The sequence below is a fragment of the Streptomyces sp. NPDC048496 genome, from assembly GCF_043200055.1.
GTDB lineage: Bacteria > Actinomycetota > Actinomycetes > Streptomycetales > Streptomycetaceae > Streptomyces.
The window spans coordinates 146714-172510 of the sequence record NZ_JBICXB010000003.1; the positions used below are offsets into that span (position 1 = coordinate 146714).

A 25797-nucleotide genomic window follows, 5' to 3' on the forward strand; every position below is an offset into this window, starting at 1 on the left:
GATCCATGACCGTGTCCGAATCCACCGCAGGCGTCGGCGCAGCAGCTCTGCGCCCGCATGCCGAGGACGCTTTCGCCGACGAGCTGAAGGCGCTCGCCGCAGCCGACGACCGCCCGCGTCCCGCCCGATGGAAGCTGTCCCCGTGGGCGGTGGCCACCTATCTCCTCGGCGGCGTGCTGGCGGACGGGACGGTGATCACACCCAAGTACGTGGGGCCGCGCCGCCTCGTCGAGGTCGCCGTGACGACACTCGCCACCGACCGGGCGCTGCTGCTCCTCGGTGTTCCCGGCACCGCCAAGACCTGGGTCTCCGAGCACCTCGCGGCCGCTGTCAGCGGCGACTCGACGCTGCTCGTCCAGGGCACGGCGGGCACACCCGAGGAAGCCGTCCGCTACGGGTGGAACTACGCGCAGCTGCTGGCGCACGGCCCCAGCCGCGACGCACTGGTACCCAGCCCGCTGATGCGTGCCATGTCCGAGGGCATGACCGCGCGGATCGAGGAGCTCACCCGCATCCCCGCCGATGTGCAGGACTCGCTCATCACGATCCTGTCGGAGAAGACGCTCCCCGTTCCGGAGCTGGGACAGGAGGTCCAGGCCGTCCGGGGATTCAACGTCATCGCGACGGCCAACGACCGCGACCGCGGGGTCAACGAGCTGTCCAGCGCCCTGCGCCGCCGGTTCAACACGGTCGTGCTGCCGCTGCCCGCCACGCCCGACGCCGAGGTCGACATCGTGTCCCGGCGCGTCGACCAGATGGGGCGCTCGCTCGACCTTCCGGCCGCCCCGGACGGCATGGCCGAGATCCGACGGGTGGTCACGGTCTTCCGTGAACTGCGCGACGGCATCACGACGGACGGACGCACCAAGCTCAAGTCCCCGTCGGGCACGCTGTCCACGGCCGAGGCCATCTCCGTCGTCACCAACGGCCTGGCGCTCGCCGCCCACTTCGGCGACGGAGTGCTGCGCCCCGGCGATGTCGCGGCCGGCATCCTCGGCGCGGTCGTCCGGGACCCGGCGGCGGACCGGGTGGTCTGGCAGGAGTACCTGGAGACGGTGGTCCGGGAGCGGGACGGCTGGAAGGACTTCTACCGCGCCTGCCGCGAGGTCTCCGTATGACCGGGGCAGCGCCCGCCGCCGGGCCGCTGCTGCTCGGGGTCCGGCACCACGGGCCAGGCTCCGCCCGCGCGGTCCGCGCCGCACTGGAGGCCGCCCTTCCGAAGGCGGTCCTCATCGAGGGGCCGCCCGAGGGGGACGCACTCCTGCCGCTCGCCGCCGACGAGCAGATGCGGCCACCTGTCGCGCTGCTCGCCCATGCAGTGGACGATCCGGGGCGGGCGGCGTTCTGGCCGCTGGCCGAGTTCTCGCCCGAGTGGGTCGCGATCCGCTGGGCGCTGGGCCACGATGTCCCGGTCCGCTTCATCGACCTGCCTGCGGCGCATTCCCTGGCCATGACCGACTCCCCGGACGGGAGCGAGGACAAGGAGCGGGGAGCTGAGGAAGCCGCCCCGGCCGACGCGGTCGCCGCGCCTCCGGTCGACCCGATCGGCGCCCTCGCCGAAGCCGCCGGATACGACGACCCGGAGCGCTGGTGGGAGGACGTCGTCGAGCACCGCGCACCGAACGGCGAACTCGCCGACCCACGCGCCCCGTTCGCCGCGCTCGGCGAGGCGATGACGGCGCTGCGCGAGGTGTACGGGGACGGCGGGCATCCCCGCGACGCCGTCCGCGAGGCGCACATGCGGATCCAGCTGCGGGCCGCGCGCAAGGAGTTCGGGGACGACATCGCCGTCGTCTGCGGCGCCTGGCACGTGCCCGCGCTCGGCGCGCGGACGACCGTCACCGCCGACCGGGCCCTCGTCAGGGGGCTGCCCAAGGTGAAGGCCGAGCTGACGTGGGTGCCCTGGACCCATCGCCGGCTCGCCCGGCACAGCGGATACGGGGCGGGCATCGACTCGCCCGGCTGGTACGGACACCTCTTCGCCGCCCCCGACCGTCCCGTCGAGCGGTGGATGACCAAGGTCGCCGGACTCCTGCGCGACGAGGACCGGTTCGTGTCCTCCGCCCATGTCATCGAGGCTGTCCGGCTCGCCGGGACCCTCGCGGCGATGCGCGGCCGCCCGCTCGCCGGACTGGACGAGACGACGGACGCGATCCGGGCGGTGATGTGCGAGGGCTCCGATGTGCCGCTCGCGCTCGTCCGGGACCGGCTCATCGTCGGCGAGACGCTCGGCGAGGTGCCGGACACTGCCCCGGCCGTACCGTTGCAGCGCGACCTCACCCGGCTCCAGCGCGCCCTGCGGCTCAAACCGGAAGCGCAGGAGCGGGAGTTGGAGCTCGACCTCCGCAAGGACACCGACGCGTCCCGCAGCCGCATGCTGCACCGCCTGCGGCTCCTCGCCGTCTGCTGGGGTGAACCGGCCACGGGGCGGGGGAGCACCGGCACCTTCCGGGAGACCTGGCGGCTGCACTGGGAGCCCGAGCTGCACGTACGCGTCGCGGAGGCCGGGGTCTGGGGCACCACCGTGCTCTCCGCCGCGACGGCCAGGGCCGAGTCGGAGGCCGTATCGGCGACCGCCCTCGCCGAGGTCACCGCGCTCGCCGAGTGCTGTCTCCTCGCCGAACTGCCCGAGGCGCTGCCCGTGGTGATGCGGGCCCTCGCCGACCGCGCCGCGCTCGACGCAGACGTCGGCCACCTCGCCGACGCCCTGCCCGCCCTCGCCCGCACCCTGCGGTACGGGGACGTGCGGTCCACGGACACCGCGGCGCTCGGCGAAGTCGCTGCCGGGCTCGCCGAGCGGATCTGCGTCGGACTGCCGCCCGCCTGCACCGGGCTCGACGCCGACGGAGCCGCCGAACTGCGCCGCAAGGTGGACGGCGTCCACATCGCGATCGGGCTGCTCGCCGGAACCGTACCGGCGGACGGACTCCGTGAGCGCTGGGCCGCCGTGCTGCACAAGCTGGCCGCCCGGGACACGGTCGCGGGCGTCATCCGGGGCCGCTCGACGCGGCTGCTCCTCGACGACGGGCGGCTCGAAGAGGACGACGCGGCACGGCTGATGGGCCTCGCCCTCTCGCCCGGCACACCCCCGGCCGACGCGGCGGCCTGGATCGAGGGGTTCGTCGGCGGGGCCGACGGGGGCGGCATGCTCCTTGTCCACGACGAGCGGCTGCTCGGCCTGGTCGACGCCTGGCTGGCCGGTGTCCCCGCCGACACGTTCACCGATGTGCTCCCGCTGCTGCGCCGCACCTTCTCGGCGTACGAAGCAGGCGTACGGCGCACGCTCGGCGAGCTCGTACGACGCGGTCCGGCCGCCGGGGCACCGGCCGCGACCGCCGTCGGGACAGGGACACCCGGCTTCGGGCCAGGCCTCGACGAGGCGCGGGCGGACGCGGTGGTGCCGGTGCTGCGGCTGCTGCTGGGACTGGAAGCCGCGGGCGCGGAGGGTGCCGACAACGCCATGGAACCGCTGGGGGCAACAGGATGACGACGGTCACGGAATCAGGCACGGACGCGGAGCGGCCGGGCGCCGCCGGGCGGGGCCCGGCGGACGACGAACGGCTCCGGCGGTGGCGCATGGCGCTGGGCGCGGACAGCGCCGAGTCCACCGGGTGCACCCTGACCGGACAGGACGCCGCGATGGACGGCGCGCTGAACGCGCTGTACGGCGGTGGGGGCAGGCCCGGCGGTCGCGGCGGGACCGAGCGCTCGGCCGGACTCGGCGCCTCCGCCCCGTCCGTCGCCCGCTGGCTCGGCGACATCCGCACGTACTTCCCCAGCTCTGTCGTCCAGGTCATGCAGCGCGACGCGATCGACCGGCTCGGTCTCTCCGCGCTGCTGCTGGAGCCGGAGATGCTGGAGGCCGTCGAGGCGGACGTCCACCTGGTCGGCACCCTGCTCTCGCTCAACAAGGCGATGCCCGAGACGACGAAGGAGACGGCACGAGCCGTCGTACGCAAGGTGGTCGACGACCTGGAGAAGCGGCTCGCCACCCGCACCCGGGCCACACTGACCGGCGCGCTCGACCGCTCGGCGAGGATCAGCCAGCCGCGTCACCACGACATCGACTGGGACCGCACCATCCGGGCCAACCTCAAGAACTACCTCCTCCTTCCTGGCGGGGACGGGGCCGGCACGGTCGTCCCCGAGCGGCTCATCGGCTACGGACGCGCCGCGCAGGCGGTGAAGAAGGACGTCATCCTCTGCATCGACCAGTCGGGGTCGATGGCCGCCTCCGTCGTCTACGCCTCCGTCTTCGGCGCGGTGCTCGCCTCCATGCGTACGTTGCGGACCAGGCTCGTCGTCTTCGACACGGCTGTCGTCGACCTCACCGAGCAGCTCGACGACCCCGTCGACGTACTCTTCGGCACCCAGCTCGGCGGCGGCACGGACATCAACCGGGCGCTCGCCTACTGCCAGTCCCGGATCACCCGGCCCGCCGACACCGTCGTGGTTCTCATCAGCGACCTCTACGAAGGCGGCATCCGCAACGAAATGCTGAAGCGGGTGGCGGCGATGAAGGCGTCCGGTGTGCAGTTCGTGACGCTGCTCGCCCTGTCCGACGAGGGCGCGCCCGCCTACGACCGCGAGCACGCGGCGGCGCTCGGCGCGCTCGGAGCACCGGCTTTCGCGTGCACCCCGGACCTCTTTCCGGAGGTGATGGCAGCGGCACTGGAGAAGAGGCCACTGCCCGTACCGGACAAGGAGACCCATCAGTAACAAGGGACGTGCGTCAGCCCGGGAAGGTCGTGCATCGTCCCGTCGCCCGCGGAGGGCCGCGTTCCGCGGTCCGCGCCCTTCCGGGAGGGCTCACTCCGAGGTGACGGCAGCAGCCGTACGTTCAGACGCCGGCCCGCGCCCGGTGCGCGGGCCGGCCGCGACGCCCGTCCGGCCGTCGAGCACGCGGCGCACGGAGCGGCGGGTCCGGATCCGATCGCTCCCGCCTGTCCGGGCGACGCGGTGGCCGCCTTCACCGCTCCGGAGTATCCGGCCCGAGAGATCCGAGACCCCTCGGGGCGCCGAGTGCTCGTCCCGGCCCGCGGCCGGGCGGTTCCCCGCCGTGTCCGGACCACCGCGTCCCGACCGTGGGCTCCGCCCGGCCACGGGCCGCCCTCGCTCCACCGGCGCGGCCCGTGCCGTTCCATCCACCGCGACCCGGTCGCCGGCACGGTCTGTGACCGTAATCACCGCCCAGGTGCGATCTGCGATTTAGGGTCATGCGGAGCTCGGGGATAACCTGCGAGATGGACATGCCGCGTACTCGGTAACCGTGTGCGCCTTCCTTGTGACCGAGCAGTCACGTTGCCCCTCGCGGCACGCCCACGCTGAAAACGAACCGCGAGACCACTGAAAAGGGACGGACGCGCGTGGACCTGTTCGAGTACCAGGCGAGGGACCTCTTCGCCAAGCACGGTGTACCGGTGCTGGCCGGTGAAGTCATTGACACGCCTGAGGCAGCCCGCGAGGCGACCGAGCGGCTGGGCGGAAAGTCTGTCGTCAAGGCGCAGGTGAAGGTCGGCGGCCGCGGCAAGGCCGGCGGCGTCAAGCTGGCCGCCACCCCCGACGAGGCGGTCGCCCGGGCGACCGACATTCTCGGCATGGACATCAAGGGCCACACGGTCCACAAGGTGATGATCGCCGAGACCGCGCCGGAAATTCTTGAGGAGTACTACGTCTCGTACCTCCTCGACCGCACCAACCGCACCTTCCTGGCCATGGCCTCGGTGCAGGGCGGCATGGACATCGAGGAGGTCGCGGAGAAGACCCCCGAGGCCCTCGCGAAGGTCCCGGTCGACTCCAACACCGGTGTCACGATCGAGAAGGCCCGCGAGATCGTCGCCCAGGCGAAGTTCCCGGCCGAGGTGGCCGAGAAGGTCGCCGAGGTCATGGTGACGCTGTGGGAGACGTTCGTCGCCGAGGACGCACTCCTTGTCGAGGTCAACCCGCTCGCCAAGGTCGCCTCCGGCGACGTCCTGGCGCTGGACGGCAAGGTGTCTCTCGACGAGAACGCCGACTTCCGTCAGCCCGGCCACGAGGCCCTCGAGGACAAGGACGCGGCCAACCCGCTCGAGGCTGCCGCCAAGGCCAAGAACCTCAACTACGTCAAGCTCGACGGCGAGGTCGGCATCATCGGTAACGGTGCCGGTCTGGTCATGTCGACCCTGGACGTCGTCGCGTACGCCGGTGAGAACCACGGCAACGTGAAGCCCGCCAACTTCCTCGACATCGGTGGCGGCGCCTCCGCAGAGGTCATGGCGAACGGCCTGGAGATCATCCTCGGCGACCCGGACGTCAAGTCCGTCTTCGTCAACGTCTTCGGTGGCATCACCGCCTGCGACGAGGTCGCCAACGGCATCGTCCAGGCTCTCGCGCTGCTCAAGAGCAAGGGCGAAGAGGTCACCAAGCCGCTGGTCGTGCGCCTCGACGGCAACAACGCGGAGCTGGGTCGCAGGATCCTTTCCGACGCCAACCACCCGCTGGTGCAGCGTGTGGACACCATGGACGGCGCGGCCGACAAGGCCGCCGAGCTCGCCGCGGCTGCGAAGTAAGGGACGAGGGACTCCAACACCATGGCTATCTTCCTCACCAAGGACAGCAAGGTCATCGTCCAGGGGATGACCGGTGCCACCGGCATGAAGCACACCAAGCTCATGCTGGCCGACGGCACCAACATCGTCGGCGGCGTGAACCCGCGCAAGGCCGGCACGACCGTCGACTTCGACGGCACCGAGGTACCCGTCTTCGGCTCCGTCGCCGAGGCGATGGAGAAGACCGGCGCCGACGTGTCCGTCCTCTTCGTGCCGCCGGCCTTCGCGAAGGCCGCCGTCGTCGAGGCGATCGACGCCGAGATCCCCCTCGCCGTCGTGATCACCGAGGGCATCGCCGTCCACGACTCGGCCGCCTTCTGGGCGTACGCCGGTTCGAAGGGCAACAAGACCCGGATCATCGGCCCGAACTGCCCCGGCCTGATCACCCCCGGCCAGTCCAACGCGGGCATCATCCCGGGCGACATCACCAAGCCCGGCCGCATCGGTCTCGTGTCGAAGTCCGGCACGCTGACCTACCAGATGATGTACGAGCTCCGTGACATCGGCTTCTCGTCCGCCGTCGGCATCGGTGGCGACCCGATCATCGGTACGACGCACATCGACGCCCTCGCGGCGTTCGAGGCCGACCCCGAGACCGACCTGATCGTCATGATCGGCGAGATCGGCGGCGACGCCGAGGAGCGTGCGGCGGACTTCATCGCGAAGAACGTCACCAAGCCGGTCGTCGGTTACGTCGCGGGCTTCACCGCCCCCGAGGGCAAGACCATGGGCCACGCAGGCGCCATCGTCTCCGGCTCCTCCGGCACCGCCCAGGCGAAGAAGGAGGCCCTTGAGGCCGCCGGCGTCAAGGTCGGCAAGACGCCGACCGAGACCGCCAAGCTGGCGCGCGAGATCCTCGGCGCCTGATCACCTCTTCGCGGGACTGCCTCCGCACAGACGGCGCGGGCCCGTACCCCTCCTCCGGGGTACGGGCCCGCGCCGTTTTCTGTGCGCCGGCCGCAGCGCGCTGAAGTCACCTCAGGTCCGGTACCAGTCGCGCCGGACCATGGACGAGCTCTTCGCGGAGCTTCTTCTGCAGCTCGAGGTCCTGTGGGGTCAGCTTCTGGGGACCGCCGCGGGGAGGCACGCCGCCGACCCGCTCGGCGGGCGGATTCCCGTGCCGCATCGGAGACGTCACCATAGTGATCAGTGCGATCCCGACGATCAGGGCCGTCAGGGCGATGGCTGCCCGTGTCCAGAGCCCGGCCTTGTGCTCACTGCCGTCACGGATCGCATGGGCCGCGGGCATCGCGGCCACCGGCTGAGTGAGGGCGAGCGCGCCCAGTTGCTCGTGCAGCAGCGCCGACTGTCCGGTGGGCCATGAGGGTTCCGCCAGCCCGGGCACCTGCTCGGCCACCGCGGCACGCGCGTTCATCAGCCGGCTCGCAGCCGCCGGAGTGCTCGCCTCCGTCTCCGCGGCGGTCTCCGGCAGGTCCAGGCCGACACCGTCGTAGAGCAGCAGGGTGCGACGGTAGGACGGCGGCAGGTCGAGCAGTGCGTCGAGCAGGGCGCCCGCGCCGGGGGCGGCGGGCGGCGGGTCGGGGTGGCGGTGCGCCCGGCGCAGCCGGTGCCAGGGCGACACCGCGTACTCGTATGCGGCCGCCCGTACCCAGCCCGCGGGGTCCCGGTCCACCGCGACCTCGGGCCAGCGCTGCCAGGCCTGCTCGAAGGCCCGCTCGACAGCCTCCCTGGAGAGGTTCCGGCGCCCGGTCAGCAGGAACGTCTGGCGGAAGAGGGCGGCGGCGTTCTTCGAGTACAGGGCGTCGAACGCCTCGGCGGGTGTCAGAGCGGGTACGGGGGCGCCCGGCCGGTCGCCGGCCGGAGGCTCGTCGGCCCGCGCCGTTTCCGCCGCTCCCGCTGACGTTCCTGCTGCCGGTGCCGGGGACGACGACGGCTTCGTCAGGTCGGCCCGCTTGCCGTGGGCGACCGGAGGGGTGCTTTCCGAGGTGCCCCGCGCCTCCGTGGTGCCCGTGCCGGCCGAGCCGATCAGCTTCGCGTACGCCTCACGCTTCCGTCCCCGAGGGCTGGCGCGGCCCGCCTCCCAGGACCGGACCACGGCCGGGGTGACGCCCACGGCCGCGGCGACCTGCTCCTCACTCAGTGACTTCGCCTCGCGCAGTCGGCGCAGCTCCTTCGGGGAGGGCAGGGGGAAGGAGGCCGTGTCGGTGACGCCCTGGGTCATGAGGAACCCCCGGCAGGCCTCCACGGGATGGAAATGTACATAACCGTATATTGGGCGACACAGCGGCTAATCGCCCGTTACATGGATTAAGTGCGTGTCGTTGGGAGCATTGCGGTGTGATCCACAAGACCGAACGCACCCCGTCGCTCTCGGCAGAGCAGGGAAGGACCGCCGTACTGGCATCCGCCTTTGTGCGGGGGGTGCTTGCCGCGGGGCTCGGACTCGGCTCGCTCGCCGTCCTCGCCCTGGTGGTGTGGATCAGCTCCCCGGCCCCCGACAGCGGCCCCGGCGGGGCCCTCCACGCGGCGGCCGGGATCTGGCTGCTGGCGCACGGCGCGGCACTCGTCAGGACCGACACCCTCAGCGGCGCCCCCGCCCCCGTCGGCATCGTCCCGTTGCTGCTCACCGGGGTGCTGGTGTGGCTGGTGCACCGGGCCGCCCGCGACGTGATGGAGCCGGACGAGGGGCGCACCCCACCGTCGGGCGCGAGCGCCTTCTTCCTGGTGACGGCGGGATATTTGCTGGTCGCGGCGGCGATTGTCCTCTATGCGAAGGGCGGGCCGATGTTCGCGCAGCCGGACTCGCTCCTGTTCCCGATGGCCCCCGTGGTGGCGGGCGGGGCAGCCGCCGGGGTGTGGGCGGCGGCCGGGCGCCCGATCGGGCCGCCGCCGGCCCCGGCGCCGGAGCGGCCGCGCGGGGCACCGGCACGGTCCCGCTTCGTTGAGCGGGCGGAGGCGGTGCTCCGGTCGGCGGTGGCCGGGACGGCGGTGCTGCTGGGTGGCGGGGCGCTGCTCGTCGCGGTGGCCCTGGTGTGGCATGAGCAGCCGGTTCGGGACTCGTTCCTGGGGCTGTCCGGCGACTGGGCGGGCAGGGCCGCGGTCCTGCTGCTGGCGCTGGTGCTCGTGCCGAACGCGGCGATGTGGGGTGCCGCGTACGGGATGGGGCCAGGATTCACCCTCGGTACGGCGTCCACGGTCACCCCGCTCGCCTTCACCGGGCGACCGGCCCTGCCGAACTTCCCGCTGCTGGCGGCGGTCCCCGCCCACGGAACCGGAACGGCTCCGAACTGGGCGGCCGCGGCGGTACCGGTCGCGGCCGGGGTGACGATCGCCTGGTTCACGGTACGGAGGGCAGCGCCCGCCCGTGGTGTGGGGGAGCCGGCGTGGGGCCTGCGGGGGACCGCGCTGACGGCTGCCCTGGCCGCGCTGGGATGCGGCGCCTGCACGGCGCTGCTGACCGCGGCGGCGGGCGGTCCGCTGGGGACCGGGGCGCTGGCGGAGTTCGGCCCGGTGTGGTGGCTGACCGGGGCGGCGGCGGTGGCGTGGACGGCACTGCTCGGTGTGCCGGGGGCGCTGCTGCTGAGGGCGTGGCGGCTGCGGGAACCCGGCAGCGAGGGGGAGAGCGCCGAGGCGGCGGAGAAAACGGTGCCCCCCGTGACACCTGGGGTGGCCGATGCACAGGCGCCCGGGCAGCCGGGAGAGGAGCGGCGCCGGTGGTGGCGCCCGCGGCGCGGGCCCGGGGGCGAGGACGCGGCTGCCGGCACGGAGTCCGGAACCGGACCTGCGGCTGGAGCAGGCTCCGTGCGGCCGTCCGCGACCGCGCCCGCCTCCGTGCCCACCACCCCCACACCCAACTCCGCGTCCCGCGACGAGGAACACGCGGGCCGGGACGCGTACGACTTCCTGCCGACCGATCCGTGGCATGGGCGAGCGGCCCAGGATTCCTCCTGGGCCCCCCTCCTCACGGAGCTGGAAACGCCGTCGGCCCGGCCTTCGGAGGCCGGGCCGACGAGTGGGCCGGGGGGAAGTGCTAGTTCTTGACGCCGAAGAACGGCTCCAGCGGCTTCGGCAGGAGATCGTTGCAGGCCAGCTGTCCGGACTTGGTGAGCGCGTCGTTCACGCAGGTGTAGTAGTCGCGGTAGACCAGCTGCACCGTGAACGTCATCGCGACGATCGACAGCGCCAGCAACGCCGTGACGAGCCCGCTGACCGCGGCCGTCGTCTGCGGCCTGCCCTGGACCTGCGCATACGGCGCACCGGGTCCGGAGGCCGGGGTGCCTGTCGGAGTGGAGCCCGTACCGGAAGAACCGGCGGCGCCGTCCGCCGCCGTCGCGCTCTTGGGCTTGGCGCGCAGGGAGCTGATCGACCAGTACACGGCCAGCGCGCCGAGCAGCAGGGCGATCTCCGGGAAATCGAAGATCGCGAAGAAGAAGGCCCACATACCGGAGAGCAGCGCGTAGCGGGCGCGGCGCTGGGCGGGGTCGGTCGGGTCCCAGCGCAGTCCGCCGGGGTTGTTCTCGGGTCCGCCCCGGCCGCCCGGGCCGTTCGGTCCGCCCTGGCCGCCGGGACGGCCACCGAAGCCGCCGCTCTGGCGTCCCGGCTGGTGGCGGCTCCACTGACTGCCCCAGACGGGGCGGTCGTCGGAGGGACCGTCCTCGGGTGCCCCGTCGCCGTTTCCGTTCCCGTTGCCGTCTCCGTCGGCCCCGCCGTTCGACGGGTGGCGGGGCTGCCACGGCTGGTCGGGGCGGTTCTCCGGCGGTGCGGCGAACGGGTTGTCGTCGTTGTCCGGGGAAGTGGAGGAGCCCGTGGGGGGCCGGCGTTCCCTCAGCAGCACTGAGGACCGCTCGGGCAGCGGGAGGCGGAAGGCGGTGCGGCGGCGTCGGTCCGGCATGTGGTGAACGTCTTCCCCATCTCGTCATTTCCGCCCTGCGGACGGTTCCCTGTCCCCTGACGCTACCTCCCGGCCCTCAGGGGCCGAAAGCGGGGAGCGCGGCCGCGGCGGCCCGTGCCTTCCGTCCGGACCCCCTCCTCTCTTCGATCCGGCCCCTCACCCCCGTCCCGTGGGGGTCCCCCGATGTGCCGGTATCGTTGCTGACGGTCGACTCCTTCGTAGGGTTCCCCGTATTGAGGGGAGCGATTCTTTCGTACGACCGTACAAATAGCGTCGCTCTGCTTCACCACGCGAGGCTTCACCACGCGAGAAAGGGCCCAGCCGTGGCCTCCCCGCCCTCCTCCGCCGCTCCGGCCCGCCTGGTCGTGCTGGTCTCCGGCTCGGGTACGAACCTCCAAGCCCTGCTCGACGCGATCGATGACGACCCTGCGGGCTTCGGCGCCCAGGTCGTCGCGGTCGGCGCCGACCGCGACGACATCGTCGGTCTGGAACGGGCGGAGCGCGCGGGGCTGCCGACCTTCGTCTGCAAGGTCAAGGACTACGCCACCCGCGAGGAGTGGGACGCGGCGCTCGCCGCGGCCACCGCAGCGCACCATCCGGACCTCGTGGTGTCCGCGGGCTTCATGAAGATCGTGGGCAAGCGGTTCCTCGCCGAGTTCGGCGGCCGGTTCGTCAACACCCACCCCGCCCTGCTCCCCAGCTTTCCCGGTGCCCACGGGGTGCGTGACGCCCTCGCGTACGGCGCGAAGGTCACCGGGTGCACCGTCCACTTCGTCGACGACGGTGTCGACACCGGTCCGATCATCGCGCAGGGCGTGGTCGAAGTGACCGAAGAGGACACGCCGGAGGGCGAAGCCGCTCTCCACGAACGCATCAAGGAAGTCGAGCGCAAGCTGCTCGTCGAGGTCGTGGGGCGGCTCGCCCGTAACGGCTATCGCATTGAGGGACGAAAGGTTCATCTCGGTCATGTCGGTGAATAAGCCCATCCGCCGCGCCCTGGTCAGTGTCTACGACAAGACGGGGCTCGAAGACCTCGCCCGCGGTCTTCACGAGGCGGGCGTCGAGCTCGTCTCCACCGGTTCGACCGCCGGGAAGATCGCCGCTGCCGGTGTGCCGGTCACCAAGGTCGAGGAGCTCACCGGCTTCCCCGAGTGCCTCGACGGCCGCGTGAAGACGCTGCACCCGCGCGTCCACGCCGGCATCCTCGCCGACCTGCGCCTGGACGCCCACCGCGAGCAGCTCGCCGAGCTGGGTGTCGAGCCCTTCGACCTCGTCGTCGTCAACCTGTACCCGTTCAAGGAGACCGTCGCCTCCGGCGCCTCCGCCGACGAGTGCGTGGAGCAGATCGATATCGGCGGCCCGTCGATGGTCCGCGCCGCCGCCAAGAACCACCCGTCCGTGGCCGTCGTCACCAGCCCCGGGCGGTACGCCGACGTCCTTGCCGCGGTCAAGGCGGGTGGCTTCGACCTGACTGCCCGCAAGCGGCTCGCCGCCGAGGCGTTCCAGCACACCGCGGCGTACGACGTGGCCGTCGCCTCCTGGTTCGCGGGTGCCGTCGGCGAAGCCGCTGAAGCGTACGCGCCCGCCGACGACTCGGGCTTCCCCGACTTCTTCGGTGCGACGTACGAGCGCAGCGACGTCCTGCGGTACGGCGAGAACCCGCACCAGCCCGCCGCGCTGTACACCTCCGGCTCCGGTGGCCTGGCCGAGGCGGAGCAGCTGCACGGCAAGGAGATGTCGTACAACAACTACACGGACACGGACGCCGCGCGCCGTGCCGCGTACGACCACGCCGAGCCGTGTGTCGCGATCATCAAGCACGCCAACCCGTGCGGCATCGCGATCGCCGACGACATCGCCGAGGCGCACCGCAACGCGCACGCCTGCGACCCGCTGTCGGCGTTCGGCGGGGTCATCGCCACCAACCGTCCGGTGACCGTCGCCATGGCCGAACAGGTCGCGGAGATCTTCACCGAGGTCATCGTCGCCCCGGCGTACGAGGACGGCGCGGTCGAGATCCTCGCCCGCAAGAAGAACGTCCGCGTGCTGCGCTGCCCCGACGCCCCGAGCTCCGCGGTCGAGCTCAAGCCGATCGACGGCGGCGCGCTGCTCCAGGTCACCGACCGGCTCCAGGCCGACGGCGACAACCCGGCCAACTGGACCCTCGCCACCGGTGAGGCTCTCTCCGAGGACGAGCTCGCCGAGCTCGCCTTCGCCTGGAAGGCGTGTCGCGCGGTCAAGTCCAACGCGATCCTGCTCGCCAAGGACGGCGCCTCCGTCGGCGTCGGCATGGGTCAGGTCAACCGCGTCGACTCCGCGAAGCTCGCCGTCGAGCGGGCGGGCGAGGAGCGGGCACGCGGGGCGTACGCCGCCTCGGACGCGTTCTTCCCGTTCCCGGACGGCCTGGAGATCCTGACCGCGGCCGGCATCAAGGCCGTGGCCCAGCCCGGCGGTTCGGTCCGTGACGAGCTGGTCGTCGAGGCCGCGAGGAAGGCGGGCGTGACGATGTACTTCACGGGTACCCGGCACTTCTTCCACTGACGGCGAGCGGTACGCACAAAGGGTGCCCCCGGACATGGAGTCCGGGGGCGCACACGGGGGGCGCCGCGCCCCCCGCGGCGAGACCGGTTGAGCGGACGTCCGGAGACCCGCCGCCTCGCAGGACCCAGAGCGGACCGCCGTCCACAGGCCCGGAAACGCCGGGAGGCCGCGCCCGGTGAACGGGAGCGGCCTCCGGGGCGAACGGGTCAGATCACGAGGACTTGACGACCAGCGTCGAGCACACCTTGTCCGCGAAGGTCTGCTTCTTCGCGTCCCACAGCGGCCACAGCCAGCCGAGGTAGCAGGCGAAGCTGTCCAGGAAGTGGGCGAGCCGGCGCACGAACGCCATGCCGAAACCGATCGGCTGGCCGTCGGACTCGCGCAGCAGCCGGATGCCGAGGGCCTTCTTGCCGACGGTCTGGCCGGTCGTCCCCTCCTGGTACAGCAGCCAGATCGCGAGGCCGATCATGGCGATGAACCCGATGACGCCGAGGATGCCGCCCCCGGTGCCGCCTATGCCGGCGCCGATGCCGACCAGGATGTACGGGACGCAGAGGATGAGGCCGTCGATGAGGAGCGCCGCGAACCGCAGACCCCAGTGGGCGAGGACGGGCCCGGCGCCGTAGCCGGGCTGCTGCGGGTAGCCTTCGCCGTACGGCTGGCCGGGCTGCTGCGGGTACCCGTAGCCCTGCTGCGGGACGCCCTGCGGGGCCTGCTGGGGGTACCCGTAGCCGGGCTGCTGACCGTAGGGGTTGTTCGGGTCGCCGTTGCTCATGGCGATTTCCTCCGTTGTGAAAGTGCGGGGACGACGCGGTCCGGGTGGAGGAACGGTGCACGATCGGAACGGCCTGTCCCCCCGACACTGCCCGCGGTGCTGCGCGGCTCATCGTGGTCTTGACATCGGCTTTTTGTCCAGCCAATAGCCGTATGTGTTGTGCAAGCGCAATCTGATGGCCACCGACGGCACCCAGAATTGGTATGCGGGCGGGGTCATCCGCGAGGATGGGCACCATGACTGCCCAGATTCTCGATGGCAAGGCCACCGCAGCCGCGATCAAGTCCGATCTGACCGCCCGCGTGGCGGCCCTCAAGGCGCAGGGCATCACCCCTGGCCTGGGAACCCTGCTCGTCGGGGACGACCCGGGCAGCCGGTGGTACGTGAACGGCAAGCACCGCGACTGCGCGCAGGTCGGTATCGGCTCCATCCAGCGCGAACTCCCCGGCACCGCCACCCAGGAGGAGATCGAGGACGTCGTACGGGAGCTCAACGCGAACCCCGACTGCACGGGTTACATCGTGCAGCTTCCCCTTCCGAAGGGAATCGACACCAACCGGGTCCTGGAACTGATGGATCCGGCCAAGGACGCCGACGGTCTGCACCCGATGAACCTCGGCCGCCTCGTACTGAACGAGACGGGTCCGCTGCCGTGCACCCCGCAGGGCGTCGTCCAGCTGCTACGCCACCACGGTGTGGAGATCAACGGGGCGCACGTCGTGGTCGTCGGCCGCGGTGTCACCATCGGCCGCTCGATCCCGCTGCTGCTGACCCGTAAGTCCGAGAACGCCACCGTCACCCAGTGCCACACCGGTACGCGTGACCTCTCCGCCCAGCTCAAGCAGGCCGACATCATCGTCGCCGCCGCGGGTGTCCCGCACATCATCAAGCCCGAGGACGTGAAGCCGGGCGCTGCCGTGCTCGACGTCGGCGTCAGCCGGGACGAGCACGGCAAGATCGTCGGCGATGTGCACCCCGGTGTGGCCGAGGTCGCCGCGTGGATCTCCCCGAACCCGGGTGGTGTGGGCCCGATGACCCGCGCCCAGCTGCTCGTCAACGTGGTCGAGGCGGCCGAGCGCGACGCGGCTGCCGCGTCCTCCGGCTCCGCCGGCTGACCTGATCCGGAAGGAACCCCATGGGTGCTGGTACGAGTCCGGCCGATCCGGCCGCTGCGGCGGACCGGGCGATTCCGGCGCCGCCGGGTGAGGGAGTGACTGCGGTGGAGGCCTCCGGCGGGGCGGCAGCGGACGACCGTGCCCGGCAGGCCCGAGGTGCGGACGCGCGGCGGGACGGCGGCTCGGGAACCGGGCCGGAGGCCGGTTCCGGCGCGGACGCGACTCTCGGTTCCGATGCGGACTCGGCCCCAGGTTCGCGGGACGACGTGGCTCGCGGCGCGGAGGCCGGCGCGGGCGGCGACTCCGGCAGCGGTGCGGGCGGCTCCGACGGCGGCGAGCCGGACAGCGGAGCCGAGGGCGGGGGCTCCGACGAGAACGGCTCGGACCGGGGCCCGGACGACGCCGTCTCCGCCCCCGCGCCCGGTGGCGGCCCGCGCGGATCGCGACGGTTCCCGTCGTTCACCCGGGACACCGCCCGCCCCGAGGGCGGTGGCCGGGCCGCGTCGGGGGACGCGCCCGCCCCGGCCCGCCAGTGGCCGCTGCTGGCCGTGCTCTGCACGGCCGGGACCGGACTGCTGATCGTCGTCCTTAACCCCTTCGCGGAGGCCTTCCGGATCGGCACGATACTGATCGGCGCGGCCCTCATCGGGGGCGCCGTGCTGCGCTGCGTCGTCCCCTCGGTGGGCATGCTCGCGGTCCGTTCCCGCTTCACCGACCTGGTGACGTACGGACTCCTGGGCGTCCTGATCGTGATGCTCGCACTCGTGGCGCAGCCCAAGCCATGGCTCGACCTCCCTTTCCTGGAGCACGCGGTCCGGTTCACGATCCGCTGACACCGCCGCCCGTGCGGCCCCACACGTCACTGCCGCCGGCACCGGCGCGGCGAGGCGACGTCGGCCAACCCGATCGCGTCGATCTTCGCCTGGCCCCGCGGACTCGCCCACCGCGGCAGGCGGGACGGCACGCCGGAGGTGGTCGCGTTCGCCGAAGCGCTGGAGCGGGTCTGCGTCGAGACCGTGGAAGGCGGCCGGATGACGAAGGATCTGGCGCGGCTGATCTCCGCGGACGCCCCGTGGCTGACCACGGAGGAGTTCCTGGACGTGCTCGACGTGAACCCGCAGAAGGAGACCGCGTCGCTCCGACGGCCTCGCGCCGACTGCCCGCACGCCGATCTGTGGTGTCCGTCCCCTCCCCCGAGAAGGGACGGACACCCGAGGCCGGAGCCCGCCGGAGCGCGGATGCCCCCGGAACGTGGCGACTTGAGCGGCCTTGCCCCGACCTGCCGTCAGCTTTGTCGACGGGGTGTCAGGTATCAAGGGGTGTCAGGAGCCTGTGGCACGGAAGTGACCATTCCGCCACGGTGTGATCGCTGCGCGACGGTGGCGGTCCGGCGCGGCGGAGCACCACGGAAGGGGGCGCGCAGGGGTGTGCGCCGATCCCCCGAATGCCGCCGTGCGCCATCTCTCCCGGAACTGGCAGCCTGCCTCCGGGCATCCTTCTGGGTAGTCCGGAACGGTGGACCGCCGTATCGGGGCAGGGGGAACGACAGGGTGACGGAAGAGCGGGGCACGCCAGGCACGTTCGGGGGAACGGAGGGGGAACAATGCCTCGTTGGAAGGCATTACCGGATGAACTCGACCCGCAGGTGAGGGAGTTTGCGGGCCAGCTGCGCAGGCTCATCGACCGCGGCGGTCTGAGCGTCGCAGCGGTGGCCGACCGTACGGGCTGCAGCAGGACGTCGTGGGAGCGCTATCTGAACGGGCGGTTGCTCGCACCCAAGGGGGCGATCGTCGCTCTGGCCGAGGTCACGGGCACCGACCAGGCGCATCTGGCCACCATGTGGGAGTTGGCGGAGCGGGCCTGGAGCCGCTCCGAGATGCGCCACGACCTGACGATGGAAGGCATCCGGGTCGCGCAGGCGCGCGCGGCGCTCGGCGAGTTCGGGCCGGACCCGTTGGGTGACGACAGCAGCCGCCGCTTCGGCGGCCGGACCACCGGCGCGGCCGTGGACGAGGGTGAAGGCGCGGGTGCGGGCGGCGGGGGCCGCCCGCCATCCGTACCGATCCAGCGCGGGAACGCACCACGGCCGCCGCGGCCCGACGGCGTCCGGCGGGAGCCGGCCGACCGCCGCAGGCTGACCCTGCTGCTCACCGGTGTGGTGGGCGCACTGCTGGTGCTGGCCGCGGCGGTACTCCTGACCGGCCCGGGCGGCGACGGCAATGGCGGGAAGGCCGCGGCCACCCCGTCGTCCGCATCGCCGACGGCCAGTGCGCCCGCACTGCCCGCCGGGGCCGGGTGCAGCGGCGCCGACTGCACGGGACAGGACCCGGAGGGCGCGGGGTGCGGCGGCCGGTCCGCGCGCACGGTCTCCAGTGCCACGGTCGGCGGAAGCCTCGTCGAGGTGCGGTACAGCAGGACGTGTGGCGCGGCGTGGGCCCGCATCACCGATGCCGTCCGGGGGGACACGGTACGGATCACCGCGGGCGGCGCCGCGCGGCAGGACGGCACGGTCGACGCCGGCGCGGACGCGTACACCCCAATGGTCTCAGTGGAGAAGGCCGCCGACGCCAAGGCATGCGCGACCCTCGCCTCCGGCACGAAGGGGTGCACCACCGCCGCCGCCCAGTGAGAACGGGCGGGGCACGGTGAGCGGTGAGTGACCGGTTGTGTGCGGTGCCACAGGGGGCCGGGCGGCCGGGAGGTCCCGGGTCGGATAGCCTGATCGCTGGATATCTCTTCACATCAAGATTCAGGGGATATCCAGCACCAGGGGCAGGGACCCCCACCGCCAGCTGTCTAACGGAGATCGCCATGACCCGCACTCCCGTGAATGTCACCGTGACCGGCGCAGCCGGCCAGATCGGCTACGCGCTGCTCTTCCGCATCGCCTCCGGCCACCTGCTCGGCCCGGACGTGCCGGTCAACCTGCGCCTCCTGGAGATCCCGCAGGGGCTGAAGGCCGCCGAGGGCACCGCGATGGAGCTCGACGACTGCGCCTTCCCGCTGCTGCGCAACATCGAGATCACGGACGACGCCAACGTCGGCTTCGCCGGTGCGAACGTCGCCCTGCTCGTCGGCGCCCGCCCGCGCACGAAGGGCATGGAGCGCGGCGACCTGCTCTCCGCCAACGGCGGCATCTTCAAGCCGCAGGGCAAGGCCATCAACGACAACGCGGCGGACGACATCAAGGTCCTCGTCGTCGGCAACCCGGCCAACACCAACGCGCTCATCGCGCAGGCCGCCGCCCCGGACGTACCGGCCGAGCGCTTCACCGCGATGACCCGCCTGGACCACAACCGCGCGATCTCGCAGCTGGCCGCCAAGACCGGTGCCGCCGTCTCCGACATCAAGAAGCTGACGATCTGGGGCAACCACTCGGCGACCCAGTACCCGGACATCTTCCACGCGGAGATCGCCGGCAAGAACGCCGCCGAGATCGTCAACGACGAGGCGTGGCTGGCCGACACCTTCATCCCGACCGTCGCCAAGCGCGGCGCCGCGATCATCGAGGCCCGTGGCGCGTCCTCGGCCGCCTCGGCTGCCAACGCCGCCATCGACCACGTGTACACCTGGGTCAACGGCACCGCCGCCGGCGACTGGACCTCGATGGGTATCCCGTCGGACGGCTCCTACGGTGTGCCCGAGGGCCTCATCTCGTCCTTCCCGGTCACCACGAAGGACGGCAAGTACGAGATCGTCCAGGGCCTGGACATCAACGAGTTCTCCCGTGCGCGCATCGACGCGTCCGTGCAGGAGCTCACCGAGGAGCGCGACGCGGTCCGCGAGCTCGGCCTGATCTGACCGTCGGATCCGGTCGTTCCCGATCCGGTCCGTACGCCCTTCGCGTACCTCACCGCCCCCGGCAGCCGTTGCTGCCGGGGGCGGCCGCGTATGCGGACCCGTACGCCTCGCCCGGGAACTGATGAGGACGCCCTGATCTGCTCCCGCAACGTGGTGCGGGCCATGCCCATGCTGGAGCGGACCCTGGCGGCCTTCGGCGGCCGACAGGCCACGGCCGGCTCGCCCGGCTCACGGCGATGAGCCGCCCGACCGGCTAGCCGGCGTGCAGCCGGTCGGCCATCTCCCGCACGGCTGCCATGGCCCGGCGCTGCAGGCCGGGGCCGAAGGTGATGCGCGTGGCGCCCAGCTCGCCGAGCCGGCGCGGGGTCGGGCCGTCCGGCAGCGCCAGCGCGTTGAGCGGGGCCGCGACGGCGGCGGCCAGGCGGGGAAGGGACTCGGGCGGTGCGGCGATCGGGTAGACACAGTCCGCGCCGGCCGCCGCGTACAGCCGGGCCCGGGCGATCGTCTCCGCCTCCGGGTCCGTGCCGTCCGGGACGCCGCGTACGTACGTATCGACGCGGGCGTTGACGAAGAGGTCCTCGCCCGCCACCGCCCGCACCTCGGCCAGCCGGTCCGCCTGTCGCCGCGGGTCGAGGAGGACGCCGTCCACCGAGTCCTCCAGATTGCAGCCGACCGCGCCGGTGGCCAGAAGACGCTCCACGAGCTCCTTCGGCGGCAGCCCGTAACCGGCCTCGATGTCTGCCGACACGGGTACGGGGACGGCGCGCACGATCCGGGCGACGGCCGCGAACATCTCGGCGGCGGGCGTCGCCCCGTCCTCGTACCCGAGCGACGCCGCGACCCCGGCGCTCGGGGTGGCCAGCGCCGGGAAGCCCGCGTCGGCGAAGACACGGGCGCTCGCGGCGTCCCACGGGCCGGGGAGGACCAGCGGGTCGCCGGGGGCGCGGCCGTGGTGCAGCGCGCGGAGAACGGACACAGTCATCGCGGGGCTCCTCGGGTGGGGTGCGCTGACGGTCCGGGGCGTGGCCCGGACCGGATCTGCCGGATCAGGGTCAGTGCTTGCTGTCGCCCGGGGTGTAGTGGCCCGGGACCATTCGGGTGGTCACCCCGAACCGGTTCCAGGCGTTGATCACCGTGATGGCGGCGATCAGCTGGGCGAGCTCGGCCTCCTCGAAGTGCTTCGCGGCCTTCTCGTACACCTCGTCCCGCACGAAACCGTCGGTCAGGACCGTCACGGCCTCCGTCAGCTCGATCGCAGCGATCTCCTTCTCCGTGTAGAAGTGCTGCGACTCCTCCCACGCGCTCAGCTGAATGATCCGTTCGACGGACTCGCCCGCCGCGAGCGCGTCCTTGGTGTGCATGTCGAGGCAGAACGCACAGTGGTTCAGCTGCGAGGCGCGGACCTTCACCAGTTCGACGAGGACCGGGTCGAGGCCCTTACGGGACGCGGCGTCCAGCCGGACCATGGCCTTGTAGACATCGGGGGCGAGCTGGGCCCAGTGCAGCCGGGCGCTGTGCTCGGGGGCGTGGCCGGAGTTCGGGTGGGAGTGCTCGTTCGTGGTCATGGATACGACGCTACGGGGTGGATGGCGCACGAGTATGGTCCATTTTCATGACGGATTCCTGGGCCGCTTTCGGAGCCGACCTGCACATCGACCCGACCGGTGCGGCAGGGCTGCGGGCCGGGCTGATGGACGCGCTGCGGGAGGCCGTACGGACCGGGCGACTGGCACCCGGTACCCGGCTGCCGTCCTCCCGTACGCTCGCCGCGGACCTCGGTATCGCCCGGAACACCGTCGCCGACGCCTACGCCGAACTGACCGCCGAGGGATGGCTCACCGCCCGGCAGGGCTCCGGTACGAGGGTCGCACAGCGGGCCGAACCGCGCCCGGTGGCCACGACGGCGCCGCGCTCCGGGCCGGTGCGCCGACGGCCCGCGTACAGCCTGATGCCCGGCTCGCCGGATCTCTCCACGTTCCCCCGCGCCGACTGGCTCAAGGCGGCCCGGCGCGCCCTGACCGCCGCACCCAACGACGCCTTCGGATACGGCGATCCGCGCGGACGCATCGAGCTGCGCACCGTACTGGCCGGCTATCTGGCGCGGGCGCGCGGCGTGTACGCGGACCCGGAGCGGATCGTGATCTGTTCCGGCTTCGTCCATGGCCTGATGCTGATGGGGAAGGTGCTGCGGCAGCGGCGGGTACGCGAGGTGGCCGTCGAGTCGTACGGACTGGACATGCACTGGAAGCTGTTCGCTGATGCCGGACTGCGCACCCCCTGCCTGCCGCTCGACGGACTCGGCTCCCGGACCGGGGAACTGGCCGGGATGCGCGGGGTGGGTGCGGCCCTGATGACGCCCGCGCACCAGTTCCCCACGGGGGTCCCGCTCCATCCGGACCGGCGGGCCGCGGTGGTCGACTGGGCGCGGGGCACGGGCGGACTGATCCTGGAGGACGACTACGACGGGGAGTTCCGCTACGACCGGCAGCCGGTCGGCGCCCTCCAGGGCCTCGACCCGGAACGGGTCGTCTACCTGGGGACGTCCAGCAAGTCCTTGGCGCCCGGGCTGCGACTGGCCTGGATGGTGCTGCCGCGGGGGCTGGTGGGGGCGGTGGCCGAGGCCAAGGGCCAGGTCGACTGGGTGTCGAGCACGCTGGATCAGCTGACGCTCGCGGAGTTCATCGAGTCCGGCGCCTACGACCGCCATGTGCGCTCCATGCGGCTGCGCTACCGGCGCCGCCGCGACCAGCTCGTCGCGGCGCTCGCCGAACATGCTCCCGCGCTCCGAGTCAGCGGGATCGCCGCGGGTCTGCACGCCGTGGTCGAACTCCCGGAGGGCACCGAGCGAGCGGTGATCCAGGCCGCCGCCTGGCAGGGCCTGGCACTGGAGGGCCTGGCCCGCTTCCGGCACACGGACGCGGAGGTGGGCAGCGACGCCCTGGTCATCAGCTACGGGGCGCCGACCGAAAGCGCCTGGGCAGGAACCCTGGAGGCGCTCTGCCGGGTGCTCCCGTAGGGGTGCGGGAGGACCGTCCCGAGCGCGCAGTACGCCCTACCGCGCGCTCGGGACGGCCGGCTCGGTGATGTCCGCCGGAGCCTCGCCGAACCGGGTCAGCGCCAGCGCGCCCGCCACCGCCACGGCGAACCCGGTGACCGCCAGCCAGCCGAGACCCTCCTGCGTACGGTCCCCGAGCCAGACGACGCCCACCAGCGCCGGGCCGATCGTCTCGCCGATCACCATGCCGGCCGTCGCTGTCGTCACCGAGCCCCGCTGCAGCGCGGACGTGAGCAGCAGGAACGCCGCGCCTCCGCCCAACAGCAGCGCATACGTCGCCGGGTTGGCGACCAGCGCCGACGGCGAGACGTCGTCGATCAGCCGCACAGCGACCTCGACCACCCCGAAACCGCACCCTGCCCCCAGCCCAAGCACCAGTGCGCGGGACTTCTCCGGCAGCCGCCCGGCCGCCGCGCCGATCACCAGGACACCCAGTGCGACACCGAGCATCCACCAGCGCAGGGCGGTCGAGCCGGTCCGGTCGCCCTCGCCGCCGGCGGCGAGCCCCAGCATGGCGAGACCCGCGCAGACCACGCCGACGGCGGCCCACTCGGTACGGCGCAGCCGCACATGCAGCAGGCGCGCGGCGACCACGGCCGTCACCGCGAGACTTGCGGCGAGGGCCGCGCCCACCGCATAGATGGGCAGGGAGCGCAGGGCGATGATCTGGAGGACGAAACCACAGCCGTCGAGGGCGAGCCCGGCCATGTAACGCCACTGCCGCACGGCGCGCAGCAACAACGCCGGATCGACCCCCGCACCGGACCCCGGCCCGGCAGCCGCCCGCGCGGCTACGGCCTGGAGGACGGAGGCCGTACCGAAGCAGACCGCGGATCCGAGCGCGCAGATCATCCCAAGAAGCACATGAGGACTCTACGTGGGCGGTCCCGGCCACCGGATCCCGGCCGAAAGCCCGAGTACCGGCCGTGGGCGACATGCGCGTCCCGTCAGCCGCGCAGCACCTCCCGGAGTTGCTCCAGGCCCCAGTCCAGGTCCTCCTTGCTGATCACCAGGGGCGGGGCGATCCGGATCGTCGAACCGTGGGTGTCCTTGACCAGCACCCGGCGGTCCATCAGCTTCTCGGAGATCTCCCGGCCCGTGCCGCGGCTCGGGACGATGTCCACGCCCGCCCACAGCCCGCGCCCCCGCACCGCCTCCACGGCGCCGCCGCCCACGAGCAGCCCCAGCTCCTGATGGAGGTGGTCGCCCAACTCCGTGGCCCGTTGCTGGAATTCACCGGTACGCAGCATTGCGATGACTTCCAGTGCGACCGCGCAGGCGAGCGGATTCCCGCCGAACGTCGAACCGTGCTCACCGGGCCGGTAGACCCCCAGCACCTCGGCCGACGAGACGACGGCCGACACCGGGACCACGCCGCCGCCCAGCGCCTTGCCGAGCACGTACATGTCCGGCACGACGCCCTCGTGCTCACAGGCGAAGGTCTTGCCCGTCCGGCCCAGACCCGACTGGATCTCGTCCGCGATGAACAGCACATTCCGCTCTCGGGTCAGCTCGCGTACCCCGGGGAGATAGCCGGGCGGCGGCACCAGCACCCCGGCCTCGCCCTGGATCGGCTCCATCAGCACCGCCACGGTGTTCTCGGTCATCGCCGCACGGAGCGCGGTGAGGTCCCCGTACGGAACGATCTCGAACCCCGGTGTGTACGGGCCGAAGTCCGCCCGAGCCTCCTGGTCCGTGGAGAAGCTGATGATGGTCGTCGTCCGGCCGTGGAAATTGTTCGCGGCGACGATGATCTTCGCCATGCCGTCCGGGATGTCCTTGACCCGGTAGCCCCACTTGCGGGCGGTCTTCACCGCCGTCTCCACGGCCTCCGCCCCCGTGTTCATCGGCAGCACCATCTCCATGCCGCACAACTCGGCGAGCTGCGTGCAGAAATCGGCGAACCGGTCGTGGTGGAAGGCGCGCGAGGTCAGGGTCACCCGGTCCAGCTGCGCCTTGGCGGCCTCGATCAGACGCCGGTTGCCATGGCCGAAGTTGAGCGCCGAGTAGCCCGCGAGCATGTCGAGATACCGCCGGCCCTCGACGTCGGTCATCCAGGCGCCGTCCGCCGAGGCGACGACGACCGGAAGCGGATGGTAGTTGTGCGCGCTGTGCGCCTCGGCGGAGGCGATGGCAGTTTCCGTGGTCGACACGGGATCTCCGTTCGTCGTGCGGCGTCGGGCTTGGGACAACCCCCACTCTGTATCGTCGGTCGGATCCTCGGGGAGGAAACCTTCAGTCCACGGTGCGCCCATGCGTTTGCGCAGTCAGAGGTCCAGGAGCTCCTGGCGGGGGCCGCTCTCCCGGCCGCCCCGGCCTCCGCCACCCCCGCCACCACCCCGGCGGGCTGCCAGGGGGCGCAGGGCCAGGGCGAGCGCCGCCCCCGCCACCAGCCCGGGTACGGCCCACCACACGCCGTCGAAGCGGTCGGAGGAGTCGGCGGCACCGGCCGTGTCCGCGGACGTCGACGGGGGAGCGGACGAGGAAGTCTCCGGTCCCGATGCGAGGCCGGCCAACGGGGCCTTCGGGGCGGACGCCTTCTCGTTCTCCCAGGCCTGCGGGAACAACTTCGCGTAGGCGTCCTCGTTGTTCTTCTTCCCCATCAGCCCGAGCTCCGTGAACAGCTTGACCAGCTCCGCCGGATTCTTCGCCCGGTTCCAGTACCCGCGGTAGGTATAGGGGACCTCGGAGGCCGTGTGTATCCAGACGGTGTCCGGATCGTCGCCCGGGAAGACGCGGTCGGTCCGCATCGGCTCCAGATCCAGGACCATCCAGGTCACATCGATCTGCCGGGTCCCCATCGCCCCGTCCACGCTCTGCGGCCGCTGCTTGGCGCCCTTTCCGGCCGGGCCCAGCAAGGTCTCCAGCTCGGCATACCTCGGATCCGAGACGGAGAGTGCGGTCGCCTCCCCGCTGTCGGGCGAGGAGATGAGCACGGTTGTCGATGCGTCTGCCACCGCACTCGGCGCGAGGCAGAGACTCAGCCCCCACACCGCGGCCGGTACGGCTGACCGGCGCAGCAACAGGGCCGCGGGCTGCCGTCTGAACCGGCCCCCTTGCCGTTGCTCGGA

Annotated in this window: 21 protein-coding genes and 1 pseudogene; 14 read left to right on the plus strand and 8 right to left on the minus strand. The window is 72.3% G+C overall.

Translation table 11 applies throughout. The annotated features are described in order from the left end of the window. The first annotated feature begins 5 nt into the window (after nt 1-5). From ACGFSA_RS05000 to sucD, 5 genes are all read left to right on the plus strand, one after another. Entirely contained in the window at nt 6-1118 is a 1113-nt protein-coding gene (locus ACGFSA_RS05000; RefSeq protein WP_393299754.1) for an AAA family ATPase, read from the plus strand. Further along, nucleotides 1115-3487, plus strand: a complete 2373-nt coding sequence (locus tag ACGFSA_RS05005) for a DUF5682 family protein (protein WP_393299757.1) — start codon at nt 1115-1117, stop codon at nt 3485-3487. Before ACGFSA_RS05000 ends, ACGFSA_RS05005 begins: the two co-directional genes overlap by 4 nt. Continuing rightward, on the plus strand, nt 3484-4719 hold the full coding sequence (locus ACGFSA_RS05010; RefSeq protein WP_393299760.1) for a VWA domain-containing protein: 1236 nt from the start codon (nt 3484-3486) through the stop codon (nt 4717-4719). The genes ACGFSA_RS05005 and ACGFSA_RS05010 overlap by 4 nt, the downstream gene beginning before the upstream one ends. A gap of 647 nt (nt 4720-5366) precedes the next feature. Further along, nucleotides 5367-6548 (plus strand): ADP-forming succinate--CoA ligase subunit beta, encoded by a 1182-nt coding sequence (gene sucC, locus ACGFSA_RS05015; RefSeq protein ID WP_266982419.1) that lies wholly within the window; start codon nt 5367-5369, stop codon nt 6546-6548. A gap of 21 nt (nt 6549-6569) precedes the next feature. Next, nucleotides 6570-7454 carry a succinate--CoA ligase subunit alpha gene (gene sucD, locus ACGFSA_RS05020; protein WP_037688208.1) on the plus strand — a complete coding sequence of 295 codons (885 nt, stop codon included), beginning with the start codon at nt 6570-6572 and terminating at the stop codon, nt 7452-7454. A gap of 106 nt (nt 7455-7560) precedes the next feature. Here sucD and ACGFSA_RS05025 read toward each other — a convergent pair whose 3' ends face one another. Further along, nucleotides 7561-8769 carry a sigma factor-like helix-turn-helix DNA-binding protein gene (locus ACGFSA_RS05025; protein WP_393299764.1) on the minus strand — a complete coding sequence of 403 codons (1209 nt, stop codon included), beginning with the start codon at nt 8767-8769 and terminating at the stop codon, nt 7561-7563. Between the two features lie 116 nt (nt 8770-8885). Between ACGFSA_RS05025 and ACGFSA_RS05030 the strand changes: the two genes are divergently transcribed. Then, nucleotides 8886-10589, plus strand: coding sequence for a DUF6350 family protein (locus tag ACGFSA_RS05030; protein WP_393299767.1), 1704 nt, complete (start codon nt 8886-8888; stop codon nt 10587-10589). On the opposite strand, the gene ACGFSA_RS05035 is transcribed toward ACGFSA_RS05030, so the two are convergent. Then, nucleotides 10579-11439 (minus strand): hypothetical protein, encoded by an 861-nt coding sequence (locus ACGFSA_RS05035; protein ID WP_393299770.1) that lies wholly within the window; start codon nt 11437-11439, stop codon nt 10579-10581. The genes ACGFSA_RS05030 and ACGFSA_RS05035 overlap by 11 nt on opposite strands. A gap of 323 nt (nt 11440-11762) precedes the next feature. Between ACGFSA_RS05035 and purN the strand changes: the two genes are divergently transcribed. Next, nucleotides 11763-12419: a phosphoribosylglycinamide formyltransferase gene (gene purN / locus ACGFSA_RS05040; RefSeq protein ID WP_393299773.1), complete on the plus strand. Its 657-nt coding sequence runs from the start codon at nt 11763-11765 to the stop codon at nt 12417-12419. Next, nucleotides 12406-13980, plus strand: coding sequence for a bifunctional phosphoribosylaminoimidazolecarboxamide formyltransferase/IMP cyclohydrolase (purH, locus tag ACGFSA_RS05045; RefSeq protein ID WP_393299776.1), 1575 nt, complete (start codon nt 12406-12408; stop codon nt 13978-13980). Before purN ends, purH begins: the two co-directional genes overlap by 14 nt. A 211-nt stretch (nt 13981-14191) precedes the next feature. Here the strand turns inward: purH and ACGFSA_RS05050 are convergent, their stop codons facing one another. After that, on the minus strand, nt 14192-14755 hold the full coding sequence (locus ACGFSA_RS05050; RefSeq protein ID WP_393299779.1) for an RDD family protein: 564 nt from the start codon (nt 14753-14755) through the stop codon (nt 14192-14194). Nucleotides 14756-14991: 236 nt separating this feature from the next. On the opposite strand from ACGFSA_RS05050, the gene ACGFSA_RS05055 reads away from it, so the two are divergent. The 5 genes and pseudogenes from ACGFSA_RS05055 (at nt 14992) to ACGFSA_RS05075 (ending at nt 19671) form a co-directional block, all read left to right on the plus strand. Then, on the plus strand, nt 14992-15870 hold the full coding sequence (locus ACGFSA_RS05055; RefSeq protein ID WP_366135651.1) for a bifunctional methylenetetrahydrofolate dehydrogenase/methenyltetrahydrofolate cyclohydrolase: 879 nt from the start codon (nt 14992-14994) through the stop codon (nt 15868-15870). A gap of 20 nt (nt 15871-15890) precedes the next feature. Then, the gene (locus ACGFSA_RS05060) at nt 15891-16703 is read left to right on the plus strand and encodes a DUF3017 domain-containing protein (RefSeq protein ID WP_393299782.1); all 813 of its coding nucleotides are present in this window, start codon (nt 15891-15893) and stop codon (nt 16701-16703) included. Between the two features lie 21 nt (nt 16704-16724). Further along, a pseudogene (locus tag ACGFSA_RS05065) lies at nt 16725-16985 on the plus strand (NADP-dependent isocitrate dehydrogenase); the annotation flags it as partial. Nucleotides 16986-17473: 488 nt separating this feature from the next. Beyond that, the gene (locus tag ACGFSA_RS05070) at nt 17474-18499 is read left to right on the plus strand and encodes a DUF2690 domain-containing protein (protein WP_393299785.1); all 1026 of its coding nucleotides are present in this window, start codon (nt 17474-17476) and stop codon (nt 18497-18499) included. Nucleotides 18500-18681: 182 nt separating this feature from the next. Beyond that, entirely contained in the window at nt 18682-19671 is a 990-nt protein-coding gene (locus tag ACGFSA_RS05075) for a malate dehydrogenase (protein ID WP_358863140.1), read from the plus strand. 253 nt (nt 19672-19924) lie between these two features. Here the strand turns inward: ACGFSA_RS05075 and ACGFSA_RS05080 are convergent, their stop codons facing one another. Both ACGFSA_RS05080 and ACGFSA_RS05085 read right to left on the minus strand, forming a co-directional pair. Next, entirely contained in the window at nt 19925-20653 is a 729-nt protein-coding gene (locus ACGFSA_RS05080) for an isocitrate lyase/phosphoenolpyruvate mutase family protein (protein ID WP_393299789.1), read from the minus strand. 70 nt (nt 20654-20723) lie between these two features. Then, the gene (locus ACGFSA_RS05085; protein ID WP_393299792.1) at nt 20724-21236 is read right to left on the minus strand and encodes a carboxymuconolactone decarboxylase family protein; all 513 of its coding nucleotides are present in this window, start codon (nt 21234-21236) and stop codon (nt 20724-20726) included. 47 nt (nt 21237-21283) lie between these two features. On the opposite strand from ACGFSA_RS05085, the gene ACGFSA_RS05090 reads away from it, so the two are divergent. After that, on the plus strand, nt 21284-22687 hold the full coding sequence (locus tag ACGFSA_RS05090; protein ID WP_393299795.1) for a PLP-dependent aminotransferase family protein: 1404 nt from the start codon (nt 21284-21286) through the stop codon (nt 22685-22687). 36 nt (nt 22688-22723) lie between these two features. On the opposite strand, the gene ACGFSA_RS05095 is transcribed toward ACGFSA_RS05090, so the two are convergent. The 3 genes from ACGFSA_RS05095 to ACGFSA_RS05105 form a co-directional block, all read right to left on the minus strand. After that, a complete protein-coding gene (locus ACGFSA_RS05095; RefSeq protein WP_393300273.1) occupies nt 22724-23578 on the minus strand; it encodes a hypothetical protein in 855 nt (284 codons plus the stop codon). Nucleotides 23579-23673: 95 nt separating this feature from the next. Next, nucleotides 23674-24879 carry an ornithine--oxo-acid transaminase gene (gene rocD / locus ACGFSA_RS05100; protein ID WP_384371497.1) on the minus strand — a complete coding sequence of 402 codons (1206 nt, stop codon included), beginning with the start codon at nt 24877-24879 and terminating at the stop codon, nt 23674-23676. A gap of 114 nt (nt 24880-24993) precedes the next feature. Next, nucleotides 24994-25683 carry a hypothetical protein gene (locus ACGFSA_RS05105; RefSeq protein ID WP_393299800.1) on the minus strand — a complete coding sequence of 230 codons (690 nt, stop codon included), beginning with the start codon at nt 25681-25683 and terminating at the stop codon, nt 24994-24996. Between the last annotated feature and the right edge of the window lie 114 nt (nt 25684-25797).

Excerpts from the sequence above, each read along its gene's own strand:
- ACGFSA_RS05085 (WP_393299792.1), bottom strand. The coding sequence starts at position 21,236 with ATGACCACGAACGAGCACTCCCACCCGAACTCCGGCCACGCCCCCGAG.
- ACGFSA_RS05050 (WP_393299779.1), bottom strand. The coding sequence starts at position 14,755 with ATGAGCAACGGCGACCCGAACAACCCCTACGGTCAGCAGCCCGGCTAC.
- ACGFSA_RS05000 (WP_393299754.1), top strand. The coding sequence starts at position 6 with ATGACCGTGTCCGAATCCACCGCAGGCGTCGGCGCAGCAGCTCTGCGC.
- sucD (WP_037688208.1), top strand. The coding sequence starts at position 6,570 with ATGGCTATCTTCCTCACCAAGGACAGCAAGGTCATCGTCCAGGGGATG.
- ACGFSA_RS05095 (WP_393300273.1), bottom strand. The coding sequence starts at position 23,578 with ATGATCTGCGCGCTCGGATCCGCGGTCTGCTTCGGTACGGCCTCCGTC.
- ACGFSA_RS05055 (WP_366135651.1), top strand. The coding sequence starts at position 14,992 with ATGACTGCCCAGATTCTCGATGGCAAGGCCACCGCAGCCGCGATCAAG.
- ACGFSA_RS05035 (WP_393299770.1), bottom strand. The coding sequence starts at position 11,439 with ATGCCGGACCGACGCCGCCGCACCGCCTTCCGCCTCCCGCTGCCCGAG.
- ACGFSA_RS05005 (WP_393299757.1), top strand. The coding sequence starts at position 1,115 with ATGACCGGGGCAGCGCCCGCCGCCGGGCCGCTGCTGCTCGGGGTCCGG.
- ACGFSA_RS05025 (WP_393299764.1), bottom strand. The coding sequence starts at position 8,769 with ATGACCCAGGGCGTCACCGACACGGCCTCCTTCCCCCTGCCCTCCCCG.
- ACGFSA_RS05010 (WP_393299760.1), top strand. The coding sequence starts at position 3,484 with ATGACGACGGTCACGGAATCAGGCACGGACGCGGAGCGGCCGGGCGCC.
- ACGFSA_RS05080 (WP_393299789.1), bottom strand. The coding sequence starts at position 20,653 with ATGACTGTGTCCGTTCTCCGCGCGCTGCACCACGGCCGCGCCCCCGGC.
- ACGFSA_RS05090 (WP_393299795.1), top strand. The coding sequence starts at position 21,284 with ATGACGGATTCCTGGGCCGCTTTCGGAGCCGACCTGCACATCGACCCG.
- ACGFSA_RS05070 (WP_393299785.1), top strand. The coding sequence starts at position 17,474 with ATGCCTCGTTGGAAGGCATTACCGGATGAACTCGACCCGCAGGTGAGG.
- purH (WP_393299776.1), top strand. The coding sequence starts at position 12,406 with ATGTCGGTGAATAAGCCCATCCGCCGCGCCCTGGTCAGTGTCTACGAC.
- ACGFSA_RS05060 (WP_393299782.1), top strand. The coding sequence starts at position 15,891 with ATGGGTGCTGGTACGAGTCCGGCCGATCCGGCCGCTGCGGCGGACCGG.
- ACGFSA_RS05075 (WP_358863140.1), top strand. The coding sequence starts at position 18,682 with ATGACCCGCACTCCCGTGAATGTCACCGTGACCGGCGCAGCCGGCCAG.